Origin of the sequence: Flavobacterium luteolum (assembly GCF_027111275.1) — a bacterium.
GTDB classification, from domain to species: Bacteria; Bacteroidota; Bacteroidia; order Flavobacteriales; family Flavobacteriaceae; genus Flavobacterium; species Flavobacterium luteolum.
Genome location: NZ_CP114286.1, coordinates 4,189,465 through 4,206,601 on the forward strand (window position 1 = coordinate 4,189,465; position 17,137 = coordinate 4,206,601).

The following is a 17,137-nucleotide window of genomic DNA, read 5'->3' on the forward strand; positions in this document are numbered from 1 at the left end:
TCATTGGGTCTTTTTTTTATTGCTGTCGGGCTATCCGCGCTACTTCGGTAGCTTGCTTCTATCCCTCACGCGGGCACTCGTCTTTAAAAGTTTATTTTGTTTTAGTGAGAACTTTTTTATTCGCTATCCTCGTTTTTAATGTCTTTAAGCAAAGCATAAATTGCCATTGCATGACCTTGCCCTAAGGCGAAATCATTTTTAAGCCAGTTTACAATATCTCCAGCTTTTACTTCGGGTTTTAACTCACCGTTTGCAGTAAAACCTTTTTGTTCTGCCAAAGTTCTAAACTCAGCAGGACCATTTCCTGTTTTTTCTTTGATCGTTTTTAGGTATCCTTGAAATGACATAAAATATAAGTTAGAAGTTAAGTAAAACGAAAATACAAATTTAAAGTAGGATTAGTATTCGGTTTTTTAATTTGTTTAGTTCAGCTTTTTCATAAAATAGTTCTAGTGCATTCGAGGACTATTTATTTTATCGATATAACTTATTTAACTCTTTTATAAACTTTGTACAGCAAATAAAGTATTGCTATTCCAAAAAGTAAACAAAAAAATTGCCAAGCCATCAACGAATAATCGTAATCTTTTATAACTGCATTCATAATATCTAAAGGTTTCTGTTTTTATAATTATAAAGTAAATAATAAAATTTTGAATTTCACTAATAACCCTTGTAATTTTTATAAGTTTTTTCTTTGTTTTTTAGTTTATTAGTGTATTTTGCCACGGAAAAATAAACTAAACATGTCAATAAATTTAAAAGTTACAAGATTCATCGCAATGTTTTCTTTTCTATTAATCTTCGGGCTTCAAGAAAATGGGGTGCCAACTATTGCTCTACTACTGATTTATTTCTACCAATTTTGGCACGACGTTTTTAGTAGCATAGCGTTTCGAATATTTTGGGAAGGGTTGTCAATTATTCCTGTATTTTTTGTGCTTTTTTTGTTTTTAATAAGTAGGAATTATAAAGTTCTGTTGGGCTGTTTTATAGTGTTATTGGTTTATCAGTTTTACGTTGCAGGACTAAGAATTAATTACCAGAACATGCACAGTGCTTTTTTACTCCCTTTAACCGTGTTTGTAATATCATCGGTTTACGTCATAGTAATGGTGAAAAAACAAAAACCGGATATCAAAGTGTCTTAATTTTTTTGCTAGCATGAGCGTTTTGATGTGAATCTTTGTTGGCACAAGTGTCTTGCTTGTGATCTTTTTGCATTAAAGTAGTTTGAGGTTATATTCATGAACATTACAGTCGTGCTGTACTGGATGGTTTATTAAATTTTATGAAAATTATATAAGTTTTTTCTTAATATTTTAAAATAAAGTTTAAGTTTGTAGGAATTAAACTATTTAAACGCATTGTTATGAAAAAATTTACAAGCCTAATAGGCGGCATGCTTTTAGTATGCATCCTTTTAATGACAAGCTGTACCTCTGAAGACAGCACTAGTAACCCAAATGGCGGGCCAACTGCAGAAGCAAGAAGTTGGTTCAATAATCACGAATCAGAATACAATGCTTCCATTCTGCAGTATATTGACAATTTGCAGTGGGAAAATGCCATAGTATCAGACGGCAAGGATGGAGAGGTAATTGAAGTGCCTTTTACACTCAAAGAAAAATTAAGCACTTCAAATGAAAATGCAACATTACAAAATGACAGTCATCGTTTAGTTTTTGTAAAAGATGGACAGAAAAAGTTCAAAGCATATTACATTCAAATTTTTGCTGACGATGAGAATTATAGTAGTTTTGGTAAAAGTTCTGTTTATTATGGAGCGCCAAATAATTTTAGTGGTAAAATTTTTAAGCAAGACTTAAAAGATAATGTTGTTTCGTCATTAAAATATATAGATGGCAAAGGCGTTCAGCTCGGGGCGACCTCCAAAATGCGTGAAGTAAATTTAGATTGTACCTTTTTTGGATATTGGAAAGATGATGGAAGTTTTACGCCTATTAGATTACTGTATTGTGATGGTGGAGGTGGTGAAGACCCAACAATTGGAGGTGGGGTAACTACAGGAGGTGGTGGTGGAAGCAGTAGCTCAGGAGGACAAAATACGACGATGCCTCCTCCTCCCAAGGTGCCAATTAGTGACATAAAAGATTTTCTGAAGTGCTTAGATGTTTCTAAATCGGCAAAGCTTACTGTTTATGCGGAAACAATGTGGGAGGGTAATGGAGTCGGGCATGCATTCATAGGCGTATCGCAAGGGACCAATTCTGCGGTTTACGGCTATTACCCTAAAAAGTTATTAGGTTCCGTGACTGGGCAAGGAATTATGGGGGATAATGGAAATGCTCATTACAACGTAGCTGCGAGTATGACAATTACTGGAGCGCAATTGAACCTGATTATAACGCTCTCACAGACATATCAATCCGACAATTATGATATAAGTTTTCACAACTGTGCCGATTTTGCCACTGATGTGCTAAATATTGCTGGTGTTTCCACCAGTGGATCTTTGGATAATCCAGATACCACTGCAGTTATATTACAGAGCCTTCCAAATTATATCACGGGATCATTTAATGCTCCTAAAACAATAAAATCATGTTTATGAATCTGAAAGTTTTAAAATTAATCGCCATAATAAGTTTTTTAGTTACTTTTGGTGTTCAAGAGAATGGGGTTCCAAATTTTATTCTTCTTATTATATATTTCTGCCAGTTTTTGTATGACCTCTTTAATAACACAACGTCAATTCTTTGGCAGGGGCTAATAACCATTCCTACATCTGGACTGCTTGTTTTATTTTTAAGAAGCAAAAATTATAAAATTTTGCTGGGCAGTTTTATAATTTTATTGCTTATTCTAGTTTTCATTACAGGTCTAATATACAATTATCACAGAATAAATATTGCTTTTTTACTCCCTTTAACCGTGTTTGTAATATCATCGGTTTACCTCATAACAATAGTGAAAAAACAAAAACCGGATATCAAAGTGTCTTAAATTTTTTGCTAGCATAAGCGTTTTGATGCGAACACAATTTAAATCAAATGCTTAGTTATATGTTAGAACTTATCAGCTTTTTAAGATTAAGAAGCTGGTTTTGGCTATTTTAAGATGTTTAATGCTTTTTTAATAATTTAATAATAACAAGAATGAAGAATAGATTTTTAATGTTCTTAACAATTGGCATCGCGCTTTTTGTTTTTTTTTACTTCTCTGATTACTATTTTAACTTAAATATTGGTGACACATATTACGTTATAAATTATTTTTATCCAATACTAATTCTTTTGATAATTAGCAGTGTCGTTTACTTTTATAAACGAACTAAAGAAAAGAAAAGTTAGAATATTTTTTCTTTATTGATTAAAACCTCGAATGTATTTTCGAGGTTTTTTATTTTAAAAAATTTTGCGGTTAAAAAAAACTAAAGCACACGATTAACAGGATACTGCATATGCGCCTTTTCGTAATAAACTGAATGCTTATAAATCCAATCCAATTGCGCTTGCGAACTTTTAGCAAACTCGCGGTCGTTTTGTTTTTTAGCTTCTAATTCTGCTTTTAGAGATGGATTTTCTTTGAAAAGCTGTCCAGCAGTATCTTCAAAAATATATTCTGAGTAATGTTCTTTTTGCTGTAAAATAGGATCGAAGAAATTCCAGTTAAAGAACGAATCAACGCCTTCTGGTTCAAAAGCTTCTACAAGATATTTTACGCCTTTTTGGTTGGTTGGCACGATATAATCTCCTTTGGCAAAAGCCATTTTAACGATTTTAGAAGTTACGGTTGTGTTTCTATGCAAATAATGCCCTTCGTAAGCAGACGGAACGGTTTTGAAATCGGTAATTCTGTAGCTTTCGACTTCTATAATCGTATCGTTTTTAATTGGTTTAAACGAGATATTATTGTTTTTCAAAAGATCAATAATATTCCAATATCCTCTTGGAACAATATAAGCCGTAGGAATCACGACTTCTTTAACCGATTTAAATTCTTTAATGTACGGAACGTCTTTTTTATAAGGTTTGTTTCGGTCATAATACAAACGATTTCCCGTTGTAGCGTCACTTTTTTTGTAACCTGCTTCATATCCTAAAAATGAAAAAGTGGTCGCTTTTGTACTGTCTAATTCCCATTTTAAAGTGTATGATTTTTTAGGCTGATATTGCTCCAAATTCTTTATTCTTAAATCTTTAATTTTTTGATAATTAGCATCGGTAAAATCCAAAGTGGTTTTCATGTATTCGTAGGTCATTTTTACACGTTCGGCATATTTTTTCAGCATGTGTGTTTCGACTACAAAACCAATCGTATTAAACAGCGAAGTATAACCAGTTGTATATCGCGGACTATCTACAAACTGACCAAAACCTTTGTCTGGTGTATCTCTAAATGAATCGACATAAGGCGTAGTTTCGATCTTCTTTTTCTGAAGATCTTTTACCAAAGCCGGCATCATTTCGTTATTCATAAAATCGCCCAAAACTGTTCCCAATTTATTATGCTGTGTCATGATATATGTCAGTTTGTATTGATAATCAGAACCGTTACTTACATGATTATCGATAAAAACATCGGCATTTATTTTCTGGAAAATCTCCACGAAACTTTTTGTATTTCGAGTATCCGATTTCATTAAATCACGATTCAAATCGTAGTTTCTCGCATTTCCTCTAAAACCATAAATTTCTGGTCCGTCCTGATTCGCGCGAGTTGTCGAATTTCGGTTTAAAGCACCACCAATATTATAAACTGGAATGGTAACCAAAACGGTATTTTTTGGAGCTTTCATTTTTCCTGTCGCCAAATCTCTGTAGAATTGCATTGTGGCATCGATTCCGTCAGGTTCTCCAGCGTGGATTCCGTTATTTACAAATAGAACCGCTTTCGTTTTCTGAATTTTATCAAAATCAAATTCCTTGTCAGGATTAAAGGTAATCATGTGCAAAGGTTCACCAGAATCTGTCAGTCCCATTTCTTTCATTTGAATCGTTGGGAAATCAGCAGCAAGCATCTTCCAGTAAGCGATAGTTTCCTGATACGAAGCAGATTGATTTCCGTTTCCTTTCTCAAAAAAGGTATCGTATTTCTTATTGTTTTGAGCGGAAATAGTGATGGTGAAAAGTGAAAAGAGAAATGTAAAAAGTTTCATGGTTTTGGTTTTTTGATGGTCAAATATAATAGTTTTATTTGTTTCAGGTTTCAAGTTTCAGGTTTCATGTACTTTGTGTTTTTTTAACCGCAAAGCGCGCAAAGTTTTTTGTCTTTGAGGTTTTGTAAAAACGCAAAGTTCGCAAAGCTTTGAACATAAACTTTGTGAACTTTTCTTAAATCTTTGACATGATTTGTGTTTTTTAACCGCAAAGTACGCAAGGCTTTTTGTGTATGTGTTTTATAAAACGCAAAGTTCGCAAAGCTTTGTACATAAACTTTGTGAACTTTGCGTAAACCTTTGCGTGCTTTGCGGTTAAAAAACTTTCCCTACTTTTGCAGAATGAATAAAAAACACCATTCCAACAATATACTTTCGAATTTAGGGATTGAAAGCCTGAACGAAATGCAGGAAATGGCACACGATGCTATTTTAAACGAAAACAACGTTTTATTACTTTCTCCAACAGGATCTGGAAAAACGTTAGCGTTTTTGCTTCCTATTTTAGAATTGTTACAGCCTGAAATTCTTTCTGTTCAATGTTTGATTTTGGTTCCGTCACGCGAATTGGGGCTTCAAATTGAACAGGTTTGGAAAAAAATGGGAACGCAGTACAAAGTAAATATTTGTTACGGCGGACATTCAATTGATACTGAAATAAAAAATTTAAGCAATCCGCCAGCGGTTTTAATTGGAACGCCTGGAAGAATTGCAGATCATATTGACAGAGATACTTTTAGAACGGATAAAATTCAAACTTTAATTTTAGACGAGTTTGATAAATCACTTCAATTAGGGTTTCACGAGCAAATGTCTTTTATCATTGGGAGATTACCAAAAGTCAATAAAAGAGTTTTAGTTTCAGCAACTTCAGATATCGAGATTCCGAAATATACACGAGTGGTAAACCCGACGGTTTTAGATTTTATTCCAGAGGAAGAAGAAAAAGCCAATCTTTCGATGAAAATGGTGATTTCGCCATCAAAAGATAAACTGCAGAGTTTGTTCAATTTGATTTGTTCGTTGAAATCAGAATCGGCTATTATCTTTTGTAATCACAGAGATGCTGCAGAACGTATTAGTGACACTTTAAACGAAAAAGGAATCTATTCAGTTTATTATCATGGCGGAATGGATCAAGAAGAACGTGAGCGTGCGCTGATTCAGTTTAGAAACGGAAGCGTAACATATTTGGTTACAACCGATTTGGCTGCCAGAGGTTTGGATATTCCAGAAATGAAACATGTTATTCATTATCATCTTCCGTTAAAAGAAGACGAGTTTACGCATAGAAACGGTCGTACGGCGCGTATGCAAGCAACAGGAACGGCATATATTATCATTCACGAAAGTGAAAAGCAATTGGATTATATAGATTATGAAATGAAGGTTTTGGATGTTGAAGGAAAAGTTTCGCTTCCGAATCCGCCTCAATTTCAGACTATTTACATCAGCGGCGGAAAGAAAACCAAGTTGAATAAATTTGATATCGTAGGATTCTTTTCTCAAAAAGGAAAATTAGAAAAAGACGATTTAGGTTTAATTGAAGTAAAAGATTTTGTTTCGTTTGCCGCAGTTAAATACAATAAAGTAAAAGAACTTCTGAAAAATATCAAAGATGAAAAAATGAAAGGCAAGAAGTTTAAAATCGAAGTTGCCCGTAATGTTATCAAAAAAGTAGAGGAGGAGAAGAAAGGGAAATATTGATTTTAGATAATTAAGAGGAAGGATTCGAGAAGCAAGATATAGATATGAAGATTGGAATTTGTAATTTTAATTTTTGTTGTTTATTTTATTGTATTTCAATAGTTTAGAAGTATGTGGCTAAGTTTTGCAATTTTATGTTAAAAAAATAACGAATTGATAGGTGTTTTTTCAATATTTCTATGTTTTTTTGTGTTCGTAAAATTGTAACCCCAAATACTATATGAAAAAGATTATTACTCTTGCCGCATTGTTTTTTACTTTTATTTCGTTTGCACAGGTTAAGGTTCTAGAAACAGTTCCTGTAGAAAAATTAGGAAAAGTAAATAACAACTACATTCAGAAAATTGGTGACGAATACACTGTGTATTACACTATCGTTCAAAGTGATGACGATTCGACTTTGAGAAAATTTTCATTTAAAAACATAGATAATGCTTATAATTCTTTATACAACATTATCATGGGCGGATTTACAGCTTCTCCGTTGTACGATATCAAATTAGAGTTACCTAACAACTACATTTGGTTGCACTACACAGGAAATGTAGTTCCAGACAAAGCTACAGTTCAATTTATGGTTTCTGGTAAAGAAAGAGACGCAGCAACAAACAATGTTTCTGAGCCATTCGTAAAAGACCAAATCAATAAATTATTCCAGAAATAATTTTTCGTTAGAAACAATATATTTAAAAAGCCCGTTCAGTTTTATGAACGGGCTTTTTTTTTGTTTCAAGTTTCAGGTTTCAAGTTTCAGGTTGATATACCTTGTTTTTGATTTTACCGCAATCCTGATAGCTATCGGGAGCAAAGTTTTTTTCTAATTTAAGGCTTTATAAAAGCACAAAGTTCGCAAAGCTTTGTGCATAAAACTTTGCGAACTTTGCGTTCCCGATAGCTATCGGGATTGTGTGCTTTGCGGTTAAATTATTAGTATTCTAAAAAAGCTTAGAATCTTAGCATCTCAAAACCTCAGCACCTTTTTTAAATCTTCTTCACGTATTGTGTAATAATCACAATCTGCTGTCCGTCTACTTTTCCTTCAATATATTCAGCGTTTTCGTGATCTAAACGGATGTTTCTAACAGCAGTTCCTTGTTTGGCAACCATGCTCGAACCTTTAACTTTAAGATCTTTGATTAAAACAACCGAATCTCCGTGTTGTAGTACTACGCCGTTACTGTCACGGTGAACTAATTTATTTTCGTCATCTTCGCCTTCTCCTGTTGCTTTTGCCCATTCTAGAGTGTCTTCATCTAAATACATCATATCAAGCAATTCTTGTGGCCACCCTGCTGAACGCATACGGCTTAACATTCTCCAAGCCACAACTTGTACTGGAATATTTTCGTTCCACATACTGTCGTTAAGGCATCTCCAGTGATTTAAATCAACATTGTCTGGATTTTCGATTTGGTCAATACAAGTGTTACAGGCAAATATAGCTTCATCAATTCCACCTTTTCTAGTTGGCAAAACTTGATAAACTTTTAAATTTTCTTCATTTCCGCAAAGTTCACATTTAGATCCGCTTCGTTTGCTTAATTCTCTCTCGATACTCATTATTTGATATTTGTTTTTAAAATGCGAAATTACTTATAATTTGCTTCGCTGGCAAGTTTTGTGTTTTGTTGTTTTTATTTCTTGACCCTAACTGCACTCGGAACCAGCATTTCATATTCGCCACCATGACGCAATACATCGCGAACAATGCTCGAACTGATAAATGAGGTACTTGCAGCTGTCAGTAAGAAAACGGTTTCTATTTTCGAAAGTTTTCTGTTGGTGTGTGCAATGGCTTTTTCAAATTCGAAATCGGCTGGGTTACGCAGGCCTCTTAAGATGAAATTGGCTTTTTCTTTTTTAGCGAGATCAATCGTTAATCCTTCATAAGTAATCACAGAAACTTTTGGTTCGTCTTTGAAGGTTTCTTCAATAAAGCGTTTTCTTTCTTCTAAAGAAAACATGTATTTTTTTTCGGCATTTACGCCAATAGCAATTATAATTTCGTCAAATAAAGGAATGGCTCTTTTGATAATGTCTTCGTGTCCTAATGTAATTGGGTCAAATGATCCTGGGAATATGGCTTTTCGCATTTTTTTAAGGTTCTAAGGTTCTGAGATGCTAAGATTCTAAGCTTGATTATGATTATGATGAATCTTATTTTTTTTTTTAGAATTTGTTTAAGTGATTCTTTTTGAATTGATTGCTTTTACCCATTCGTCTTTGTGGCAGATTTCGCAGTTTGCAGTTCCTTTTGGCAACTCTTGTGTATGTCCGCAGAAAGAACAAGCATAGATTCCGTTGGTTGGAATTAATTTGCTCTTAGAGTTAAATAAAGAAGGTAAAATAGGCAATCCGTATTTTACTTTTTCGTCGGGATAAAAAAATACGCTTATTTCTCCGCTTGGTTCTATAAAAGCATGTTTTACTTGTCCTAAATGTTCGATTGATTTTACACGAAGTTCTGAGAAAAATTCATCTTGTGCTAAAGTTTCTTTTTTAAAACTCGATATAGAAAATTTTCCATCATTAATTAAACATTCGGTTTTACCTTCTATAAACTCTTCGAATTTTTTGCTTTTTCCAGTAAGCCATGTCACAGAACGGTACAAGATAATAATGACCAAAAAGACAATTGCTGCCGGAATGATTCCGACATCTTCATAAAACATAGGATCGCCAGCAGCAGAGCCTAATGCAATAATGATTACGGTTTCAAAAATTGATAATTGTTTTACACCTCGTTTACCAGCCAATTTTAATGTTAGCAATAAAATAGTGAACATTACTGTCGAACGAAATATTACTTCCAAAAGGAAAACTTCTGGCAATTCATTAAAAAAAAGTCTATTCCATTCGAAGATTTCTTTCATTTTCTTAAGGTGCTAAGGTTCTTAGATTCTAAGGGATTAAATTTTTTTAGGTTCAAAGGCACAGAGTGACAAATGCTCAAAGCTAAAAGGCTTCGATTTCGTTCAGCCTGAGAATGTAAAAAACAAGGTGCTAAAATCTTAGAATCTTAGCACCTCAGTATCTTAGCATCTATTTTAAAGCTAACTCAATTGCATTTGTGAACAAATCTTCTAGTGAAATTCCGGCTGCTTTTGCTTGCTGCGGAATTAAACTTTCGGTTGTTAAACCTGGAATAGTGTTCATTTCCAGCATGTGTGGTTCGTCGTTTACGATAATGAATTCGCTTCTTGAGAAACCTTTCATTTTTAAAACTTCGTAAGCGCGTTTTGCTGTTTCGCTTACTTTTTTAGTCAATTCGTCAGAGATTCTTGCTGGCGTGATTTCCTGTGATTTCCCTTCGTATTTTGCTTCGTAATCGAAGAAATCATTGTCTGATACAATTTCTGTAATTGGCAATACTTTAATTTCTCCCTGATAGTTAATTACACCAACAGAAACTTCTGTTCCATCAAGGAAACTTTCTATGATGATTTCATTGTCTTCTTTGTAAGCCACTTCAATCGCAATTGGAAGTTCAGCTTCGGTTTTTACTTTTGAGATTCCGAAACTTGAACCTGCTTTGTTTGGTTTTACGAAACATGGCAATCCAACTTTTTTAACGATTTCGGCTGTATTGATTTCGTCTCCTTTGTTTAGATAATAAGAAACTGCTGTTTTGATTCCGTATGGCTTTAAAACAGATAATAAATCTCTTTTATTGAATGTTAATGCCGATTGGTAATAATCGCAAGAAGATTGTGGCATGCCGATTAATTCAAAGTAAGCTTGCATTAATCCGTCTTCGCCCGGAGTTCCGTGAATGGCGTTGAAAACACAGTCAAAAGTAATTTTCTCGCCGTTTACTGTTACAGAAAAGTCATTTTTATCGATTGGGAATTCGGCATCGTTTTGGTCTACATAAACCCATTTTTCTTTGAAAATGTGAATGCGGAATCTGTTGTATTTTGTTTTGTCAAGATATTGATACACGACATTCCCGCTGATTAATGATATTTTGTATTCGCTGGAATAGCCGCCCATGATGATGGCAATGTTTTTCATGTTTTTGTTTCAGGTTTTAATTTGTTTCAAGTTTCAGGTTTGCGGTAAATCGTTTAAATCTGTTTTGAAACTTTATTTTATATGATTTTTTAATAAATAACGTTCTTATGAAATAGAGTGCCCTAGTCCTGATAGGAGCGGCATCCTTTTGTGCCGGTGTTCGGCGCAAAAGATACAGCGGATAGCAGGAAGCAGCTCCTGAAAATTATCCTTCGGCTTTGCTCGGGATGACCATCATGGCACTTTCTTGTTTTAAACAAAATTATCATTTTTTTTGAAACGAAATACTTTATCTTTGTCGCTATTAAAAATAAATTTATGAGTTTACGTCAGTATTTAACAAGCCGAGTTTTTTTCTTGCAATTGCTTGCGGCCGCAGCTATAATTGCGGTTATTGGTTATTTATTTATGCATTGGTTAACTTTTACAACAGATCATGGACATGAAATTGCTGTTCCGAATTTGTCAAAACTAACTGAGGAACAAGTGGAAAACAAATTGGACGAACTTGATTTAGATTACGTTCTTTTGGATAGTGTTGATTACAGAAGTGAATACCCAAAATATAGTGTTGTGGAGCAAGATCCGTTGCCTGGGACAATGGTAAAAGTGGGTAGAAAAATTTATATCAAGATTAATGCTTCTGGTTTTTCTTCTGTGAAAATTCCTGATTTAATCGAGAAAACATATCGTGAGGCTGTACCAACGTTGAAAGCATTAGGTCTTGAGCCAGGAACGATTACGTATATTCCGAATCTTGGAAAAGACATGGTTTTGGAAATGCGTTTAAAAGGAAGAAACTTAAAAGTAGGAGATAGAGTGCTTAAAGCTTCTAAAATTGATTTGGTTTTAGGAGACGGAAAAGCAAGTTATGTTGATGAAAGTCAGGCAACAGATAGTACTGCGGTGCCTGCAGAAACCCCAAATGATGAACAATAATATTGAAGAAAATTTAGATCTGGAAGACGAATTATTTGAGCACTACAGATTTGAAGTACCAAAAGGTCAGGCGTTTTTACGTATTGACAAATATTTAATGTATTTGATTCCGAATGCCACGAGAAATAAAATTCAGAATGCGGCAACTAATGGAAACATTTTTGTGAATGAGATTCCAGTAAAATCAAATTACAAAGTAAAACCTTTTGATGTGATAACGGTTATGTTGTCGCATCCTCCGTTTGAAAATCATATTCTTCCTGAAGATATTCCGCTGAATATTGTTTATGAAGATGATGCTCTTTTATTGATTAATAAAGAGCCTAGAATGGTTGTACATCCTGGTCACGGAAATTATACTGGAACTTTGGTAAATGCTTTGGCGCATCATTTTGATAATCTGCCAATGAATAGCAGTGAGCGTCCAGGTTTGGTTCATAGAATTGACAAGGACACTTCTGGTCTTTTGGTTGTGGCTAAAACAGAAGCCGCTATGACGCATTTAGCAAAGCAGTTTGAAGCTAAAACTACCGAACGTGAGTATATTGCTCTGGTTTGGGGGAATGTTGTGGCTGAGAGCGGTACAATTGAAGGAAATCTGGCTAGACATTTAAAAGACAGAATGCAGATGGCCGTATTTGATGATCCAGAAATTGGAAAACCTGCTATTACGCATTATAAAGTTTTGGAGCGTTTTGGTTATGTGACTCTTATTTCTTGTAAATTGGAAACAGGAAGAACACATCAGATTCGTGCGCATATGAAGCATATCGGACATCCGTTATTTAATGATGAGCGTTACGGTGGTCATTTGATTTTGAAAGGAACGACTTTTACGAAATATAAACAGTTTATAGAAAATTGTTTTAAAGCTTTGCCACGTCAGGCGTTACATGCTAAAACACTTGGATTTGTTCATCCGAATACGGGAGAATTAATGCGTTTTGATACAGAATTGCCTCAGGATTTTCAAGATTGTATCGAGAAATGGCGTGTTTATGTGAAGTCGCATAATACGGAAGAAGAGAATTAATTAGATAATTTGTCAATTTGAAAATTAGATAATTCTTATACTAAATAAAAAAAGCTCCTTTTTGGGAGCTTTTTTTTGTTTTAGCATAATTTTATTATCGTTCCAATATTCTGTAGAGGCGCACTGCAGTACGTCTAACGTATTGTAGATATTCGTTGCTGAGACGCACTGCAGTGCGCCTCTACAGATATGCTTGTGTTAATTTAATTGTTGTAGAGATTTAATTGCTAAATCCGTTATTTCGACTTCTCCGTTGCTTATGAAACCTAATTTCCCTTTTTGATTTAAATTGCTTTTTTCAAGGGAACATTCTAATGAAGTCTGGTTGTCTACAGAAAAGTATAATTGGCTGTTTTGAACTCTAATTTTTATAACATACCATTTGTTGTTTTCCAACTTCATTGGTTTTTTGAATAGGGTTGGACCACCACGTTTGCCATACGAATCGTCATTTTTATCATAAACTCCATCGCCAATTACTAGGTTTTGATCAATTTGATATAAGTATGTTCTAATGTATTTTCCTTTATCCAAATTGAGCATAATTTCAAATAAAGATGCGTTGGTCATATTGACTTTAAAATCAATTTCATAATTCTCCGGAAGCTGTTTCTTTGAAACCAAAACTCCCCAAGGCGAAAGAGAACCGTTTCCTGTAAGGGTATCATTTTTTAAAACCCATTCTTTAGAATCGATTGTCCAATCTGATTTTAATTCTTTTGATGTATTAAAAGTATATTCTTTTTTTACTGTTGAAATGGTGCTAGAACAAGAAATCAACATGAATGGTAACAGTAGAAATACTGCAAATTTTATTTTCATTTAATTTGATTCTGAGTGATGTTTTATTTTTCCGATTGAACCTGTTTCAGATGGCAAAAGTTCAAAAACAGAAGTAGGGGCAAGGCCTTGTTCGATTCGGTGCGAAACATAGAGTATGGAAACATTGGTTTCTTGTTTTATTGTGTTGATAAGCTGAATTACCAAATCTGCGTTTTCGTCGTCTAAACCTTCTACAGGTTCGTCTAAAATCAATAATGGCGGATGTTTTAAAACGGCACGAACGATTAATGCAACGCATTGCTGGCCAATAGAAAGATCAATAAAACGTTTTTTGCGCAAATGTGTCATTTCGATTACTTCAAGCCATTGCGTTACGATATTTTTTTGATGTGTGGTTGGTTCTGTATACAATCCGATTTGGTCAAAGAATCCCGATAATATCATCTGTTCAACCGTATGGCCTTTCTGAAACAGATCCATCATGGAAGTAGCGTAAATCCCGATTTGTTTTTTAATATCCCAAACACTTTCTCCAGTTCCTTTTTTTCTTCCAAATAAAAACAAATTTTGTCCAAAACCTTTCGGATTGTCTCCTGTAATCAAAGATAAAATAGTACTTTTTCCAGAACCATTTGGACCGACTAACTGCCAGAATTCGCCTTGTTTTATTGTCCAAGAAATATTGTTGAGAATCTTTCTTTCGTCATAACTAACCGAAACATTTTCAAGTCTTATTAATTCGTCTTCTGGAAAAGTATGAGTTTCTGTTGCTTTTGGAATTGCAGTTGTATTTAATGTTTTGAAATGATTTTCGGCTTTTTTAAATGGATGCAATTCGAATGTATTGTCTTTAATTTGAGCTTTGTTTGGTACAAATTCAAGCACATCTACGGTACGATTTAGAAGCTGAATAATGGCAATATCATGGGTTAGATCTTTTAACGAATTGGCTAAAACAACTCGTGAAGCCTGATCCAAATGGTCAAAAGGATTATCGAAAATAATGTAATCCGGTTTCTGATTGATACAGTATTTTAAAAACTCTTTTTTTCGTTCGCCAGAAGAAAAAGTTCGAAGTTGTCTGTGCGAATCTGGAGAAGCTTCAACGCTGTCATATTGAAACTCTTTTTCAATGAATTTCTCGATGGCAATATCAGAAAACAGTATTCCTTTTTGATTGTTAAAAATGGCTAGTTCTTCTGTTGCTTCGCCGTTTAATATATTTTCTATTAATTTCTTTTTATTTACCTGATTTGATAAAAGTATATCCCAGTGTTGCATTGTAATTTTTATTTGTATTATTTTTTTTTTAGCCACAGATTATAAGGATTAGAGAAGATTAATCATTCGAATCTTTTTAATCTGTGGCAAAAAAATATATTTTATTCTGTTTTTTGTGTTGCCATTTCGCGGTCGTTTCTTGACCATTCACTCCAAGAACCAGTATATAATTTAGGAATTGGAAGTCCAGCGTAATCCATCGCCAATAAAGTATGGCAGGCCGTAACGCCAGAACCGCAATGTACGATTGTATTTTCTGGTTTTTTATCTTTTAAAATGGCTTTGTACTTTTCAGCCAATTCATCTGCCGGTTTAAAGAATCCGTTTTCATCAAGATTTTCTGTTAGTGGAATATTAATAGCTCCAGGAATATGTCCTGCAACTAAATCCAGTGGTTCTACCAAGCCATCAAATCTATTTTTATCACGAACATCGATTACAATATTTTGATCGTTTTTACGGGCTTTTTCGACTTGTTCAATATCGGCTAAAAGCAATTTCCATTCTTGAGAAGGATAAATTGTTTTTTCAAAAGTCTCAATTCCAGAAATGGTAGGAAAACCTGCTTGAATTGCTGCTTGATAACCGCCATTTAAAACCTGAATTTTTTCATGTCCAATGGCGCGCATCATCCACCAGAAACGAGCAGCGAAATTAGAACCGTTTTTATCATCATAAACAGCAACATGATCGGACGGTGAAATTCCTAATGAAGAAAGTACTTTAGAAAAATCTTCTGGAGATGGCAAAGGATGTCTTCCTCCATTTGCTGGATTTTCTGGAATCGCAGCCAGATCACGATTTAAATCTACAAAACGAGCGCCTTTCAAATGTTCTTTTTGATAATTTTCAAAAGTATTTGAGCCAGCTCGAGCATCAACTAAAATGATTTTAGAATTAGCAATTAATTCTTGAGCCGTAATGATAGGGGAAAGAGTAGTTGACATTTTTTATTTTTTCTTTGAATTGCCAAGCCAAAGCAAGGCATTAAGGATTAATTGACTTTGTGTTTTGTTTTCAAAAGTATAGGATAAAGTCTTGTTTGTTCCTCCTTCATAATCAATATCATTATGCCCCATATTTACATACAGCATTTTGTATTTTTTATTGGTCCAAACAACAGGATAATAACCGCTGTGCCAGATTTCATGTGCTTTTGGACCAGTTCCTAAAGGGAAACTTGATTCGTCTATTGCTAATAAAATTTCAATATCAGGATTTTTAGTCAAATCATTCGACCATCTATACCATTCGTTTGGAGCCGAAGAGAAGGTTTTAGGCAGATTTTTAGTCACAGGATGCTGATTTTCTACTCTTAAAACTGCAGAAGTAGGTTTCCAAGTATTGCTTCCATATTCTCCAGAACCTAAAAAAGTATTATGATACCAGTTCCAATCTTGATTATAGCTCGAATTATTTAAAGCAAATGCCGAAAAGTGAAATCCGATGAAACCGCCGCCATTTTCCATATATTTTTGAAAAGCTTCACGCCGTTCCTTTTTCTCAGGTCTTGTGTCTAAAAACAAAACAATTTGATATTTAGACAAGAACTTCGCATTTAGATTATCCCAATTGCTAGTTGAATCATATTGAAAATGATTCTCTTCTGCTAGCTTTGGAAAGTATTTATTGGCTTCATGTACAAAACTGATATGTGCCTGATCGTTTTTTGCGGTATAAAAAGCAATGACTTTAAATTTAGTATTTTCTTTTTTGTTTTGCGAAAAGCCAAAAAATGAAACAAGGAAAAGAATTAATAAAAGGCTTTTTTTTAAATAGGTTTGGTGGTTTTGGTTAAAAATAGTCATAAATGGTTAAGGAATTATACTGGAATTTTTTCGATTAAAATTTCATTCTCAGATTTGTCAAAATATGTGCAAGTCATTTCCACTATATCAACTCTCCATTTTGCAATTCCTGCTTGTGCACAGTGCTTACAGAAAGTCATATAATCGGTTTCGCCGTGCTGATGTTTTACCAAGTTTTCTATAAAAAGTTCTTTGTTAGGAAAATCGGCTACTTTTATTTCAGGATATTTTTCTTCTGCAGCTGCTGTGTAATTGTTTAATCCGTAATAAACAACGCTTCCGTCATGTACAAAAGTGTCATATCCTTTCACACCCAGAATTATTAAATCTTGAATATAATTTGGGAAATCTGCGCCCGTTTTTACTTTTGAATGGGCTTCTTTTATTTGTTCTATTGTAAACATATTTTTAATTTTAGATTGTTGATTTTAGATTTTAGATTTTGCCACG

The 17,137-nt window shown here is 34.0% G+C and carries 17 protein-coding genes; 6 read left to right on the forward strand and 11 right to left on the reverse strand.

The window, feature by feature from the left end:
- Positions 1-116 precede the first annotated feature (116 nt).
- Entirely contained in the window at positions 117-347 is a 231-nt protein-coding gene (locus OZP10_RS18010; RefSeq protein WP_281632099.1) for a DUF4287 domain-containing protein, read from the reverse strand.
- Positions 348-1,402: 1,055 nt separating this feature from the next.
- Here OZP10_RS18010 and OZP10_RS18015 point away from each other — a divergent pair.
- Both OZP10_RS18015 and OZP10_RS18020 read left to right on the forward strand, forming a co-directional pair.
- A complete protein-coding gene (locus OZP10_RS18015) occupies positions 1,403-2,575 on the forward strand; it encodes a hypothetical protein (RefSeq protein WP_281632100.1) in 1,173 nt (390 codons plus the stop codon).
- Entirely contained in the window at positions 2,572-2,967 is a 396-nt protein-coding gene (locus tag OZP10_RS18020; RefSeq protein WP_281632101.1) for a hypothetical protein, read from the forward strand. The genes OZP10_RS18015 and OZP10_RS18020 overlap by 4 nt, the downstream gene beginning before the upstream one ends.
- Positions 2,968-3,394: 427 nt before the next feature.
- On the opposite strand, the gene OZP10_RS18025 is transcribed toward OZP10_RS18020, so the two are convergent.
- Positions 3,395-5,122 (reverse strand): M14 family metallopeptidase, encoded by a 1,728-nt coding sequence (locus OZP10_RS18025; protein ID WP_281632102.1) that lies wholly within the window; start codon positions 5,120-5,122, stop codon positions 3,395-3,397.
- A 342-nt stretch (positions 5,123-5,464) separates the two neighbouring features.
- On the opposite strand from OZP10_RS18025, the gene OZP10_RS18030 reads away from it, so the two are divergent.
- Both OZP10_RS18030 and OZP10_RS18035 read left to right on the forward strand, forming a co-directional pair.
- Positions 5,465-6,829, forward strand: coding sequence for a DEAD/DEAH box helicase (locus OZP10_RS18030; protein ID WP_281632103.1), 1,365 nt, complete (start codon positions 5,465-5,467; stop codon positions 6,827-6,829).
- Between the two features lie 220 nt (positions 6,830-7,049).
- Positions 7,050-7,493 (forward strand): hypothetical protein, encoded by a 444-nt coding sequence (locus tag OZP10_RS18035; protein WP_109192792.1) that lies wholly within the window; start codon positions 7,050-7,052, stop codon positions 7,491-7,493.
- Between the two features lie 317 nt (positions 7,494-7,810).
- Here the strand turns inward: OZP10_RS18035 and OZP10_RS18040 are convergent, their stop codons facing one another.
- The 4 genes from OZP10_RS18040 to OZP10_RS18055 all read right to left on the reverse strand — a co-directional run bounded on the left by OZP10_RS18040 (position 7,811) and on the right by OZP10_RS18055 (position 10,843).
- On the reverse strand, positions 7,811-8,389 hold the full coding sequence (locus tag OZP10_RS18040) for a PhnA domain-containing protein (RefSeq protein WP_281632104.1): 579 nt from the start codon (positions 8,387-8,389) through the stop codon (positions 7,811-7,813).
- Positions 8,390-8,463: 74 nt separating this feature from the next.
- Entirely contained in the window at positions 8,464-8,922 is a 459-nt protein-coding gene (gene coaD / locus OZP10_RS18045) for a pantetheine-phosphate adenylyltransferase (RefSeq protein ID WP_281632105.1), read from the reverse strand.
- Positions 8,923-9,009: 87 nt separating this feature from the next.
- Positions 9,010-9,702 carry a DUF421 domain-containing protein gene (locus OZP10_RS18050; protein ID WP_281632106.1) on the reverse strand — a complete coding sequence of 231 codons (693 nt, stop codon included), beginning with the start codon at positions 9,700-9,702 and terminating at the stop codon, positions 9,010-9,012.
- A 169-nt stretch (positions 9,703-9,871) separates the two neighbouring features.
- Complete coding sequence (locus OZP10_RS18055) at positions 9,872-10,843, reverse strand: D-alanine--D-alanine ligase (protein WP_281632107.1); 972 nt, start codon at positions 10,841-10,843, stop codon at positions 9,872-9,874.
- Between the two features lie 318 nt (positions 10,844-11,161).
- Here OZP10_RS18055 and OZP10_RS18060 point away from each other — a divergent pair, with 318 nt between their 5' ends.
- Entirely contained in the window at positions 11,162-11,782 is a 621-nt protein-coding gene (locus OZP10_RS18060; RefSeq protein WP_281632108.1) for a PASTA domain-containing protein, read from the forward strand.
- Positions 11,772-12,815: an RluA family pseudouridine synthase gene (locus OZP10_RS18065; RefSeq protein ID WP_281634773.1), complete on the forward strand. Its 1,044-nt coding sequence runs from the start codon at positions 11,772-11,774 to the stop codon at positions 12,813-12,815. Before OZP10_RS18060 ends, OZP10_RS18065 begins: the two co-directional genes overlap by 11 nt.
- A 198-nt stretch (positions 12,816-13,013) precedes the next feature.
- On the opposite strand, the gene OZP10_RS18070 is transcribed toward OZP10_RS18065, so the two are convergent.
- The 5 genes from OZP10_RS18070 to OZP10_RS18090 form a co-directional block, all read right to left on the reverse strand.
- Complete coding sequence (locus tag OZP10_RS18070) at positions 13,014-13,637, reverse strand: hypothetical protein (RefSeq protein ID WP_281632109.1); 624 nt, start codon at positions 13,635-13,637, stop codon at positions 13,014-13,016.
- Positions 13,638-14,879, reverse strand: coding sequence for an ATP-binding cassette domain-containing protein (locus tag OZP10_RS18075; RefSeq protein ID WP_281632110.1), 1,242 nt, complete (start codon positions 14,877-14,879; stop codon positions 13,638-13,640).
- Positions 14,880-14,980: 101 nt separating this feature from the next.
- Entirely contained in the window at positions 14,981-15,826 is an 846-nt protein-coding gene (locus OZP10_RS18080) for a sulfurtransferase (protein WP_281632111.1), read from the reverse strand.
- Positions 15,827-15,829: 3 nt separating this feature from the next.
- Positions 15,830-16,687 (reverse strand): ThuA domain-containing protein, encoded by an 858-nt coding sequence (locus tag OZP10_RS18085; protein WP_281632112.1) that lies wholly within the window; start codon positions 16,685-16,687, stop codon positions 15,830-15,832.
- Between the two features lie 14 nt (positions 16,688-16,701).
- A complete protein-coding gene (locus OZP10_RS18090; protein ID WP_281632113.1) occupies positions 16,702-17,091 on the reverse strand; it encodes a DUF1398 domain-containing protein in 390 nt (129 codons plus the stop codon).
- Positions 17,092-17,137: the final 46 nt, after the last annotated feature.

What these genes read in the sequence shown, in the direction of transcription:
- OZP10_RS18020 (WP_281632101.1), top strand. Translation starts at nt 2,572, where the DNA reads ATGAATCTGAAAGTTTTAAAATTAATCGCCATAATAAGTTTTTTAGTT.
- OZP10_RS18055 (WP_281632107.1), bottom strand. Translation starts at nt 10,843, where the DNA reads ATGAAAAACATTGCCATCATCATGGGCGGCTATTCCAGCGAATACAAA.
- OZP10_RS18010 (WP_281632099.1), bottom strand. Translation starts at nt 347, where the DNA reads ATGTCATTTCAAGGATACCTAAAAACGATCAAAGAAAAAACAGGAAAT.
- OZP10_RS18015 (WP_281632100.1), top strand. Translation starts at nt 1,403, where the DNA reads ATGCTTTTAGTATGCATCCTTTTAATGACAAGCTGTACCTCTGAAGAC.
- OZP10_RS18065 (WP_281634773.1), top strand. Translation starts at nt 11,772, where the DNA reads ATGAACAATAATATTGAAGAAAATTTAGATCTGGAAGACGAATTATTT.
- OZP10_RS18025 (WP_281632102.1), bottom strand. Translation starts at nt 5,122, where the DNA reads ATGAAACTTTTTACATTTCTCTTTTCACTTTTCACCATCACTATTTCC.
- OZP10_RS18040 (WP_281632104.1), bottom strand. Translation starts at nt 8,389, where the DNA reads ATGAGTATCGAGAGAGAATTAAGCAAACGAAGCGGATCTAAATGTGAA.
- OZP10_RS18030 (WP_281632103.1), top strand. Translation starts at nt 5,465, where the DNA reads ATGAATAAAAAACACCATTCCAACAATATACTTTCGAATTTAGGGATT.
- OZP10_RS18085 (WP_281632112.1), bottom strand. Translation starts at nt 16,687, where the DNA reads ATGACTATTTTTAACCAAAACCACCAAACCTATTTAAAAAAAAGCCTT.
- OZP10_RS18035 (WP_109192792.1), top strand. Translation starts at nt 7,050, where the DNA reads ATGAAAAAGATTATTACTCTTGCCGCATTGTTTTTTACTTTTATTTCG.
- OZP10_RS18070 (WP_281632109.1), bottom strand. Translation starts at nt 13,637, where the DNA reads ATGAAAATAAAATTTGCAGTATTTCTACTGTTACCATTCATGTTGATT.
- OZP10_RS18060 (WP_281632108.1), top strand. Translation starts at nt 11,162, where the DNA reads ATGAGTTTACGTCAGTATTTAACAAGCCGAGTTTTTTTCTTGCAATTG.
- coaD (WP_281632105.1), bottom strand. Translation starts at nt 8,922, where the DNA reads ATGCGAAAAGCCATATTCCCAGGATCATTTGACCCAATTACATTAGGA.
- OZP10_RS18075 (WP_281632110.1), bottom strand. Translation starts at nt 14,879, where the DNA reads ATGCAACACTGGGATATACTTTTATCAAATCAGGTAAATAAAAAGAAA.
- OZP10_RS18090 (WP_281632113.1), bottom strand. Translation starts at nt 17,091, where the DNA reads ATGTTTACAATAGAACAAATAAAAGAAGCCCATTCAAAAGTAAAAACG.
- OZP10_RS18050 (WP_281632106.1), bottom strand. Translation starts at nt 9,702, where the DNA reads ATGAAAGAAATCTTCGAATGGAATAGACTTTTTTTTAATGAATTGCCA.
- OZP10_RS18080 (WP_281632111.1), bottom strand. Translation starts at nt 15,826, where the DNA reads ATGTCAACTACTCTTTCCCCTATCATTACGGCTCAAGAATTAATTGCT.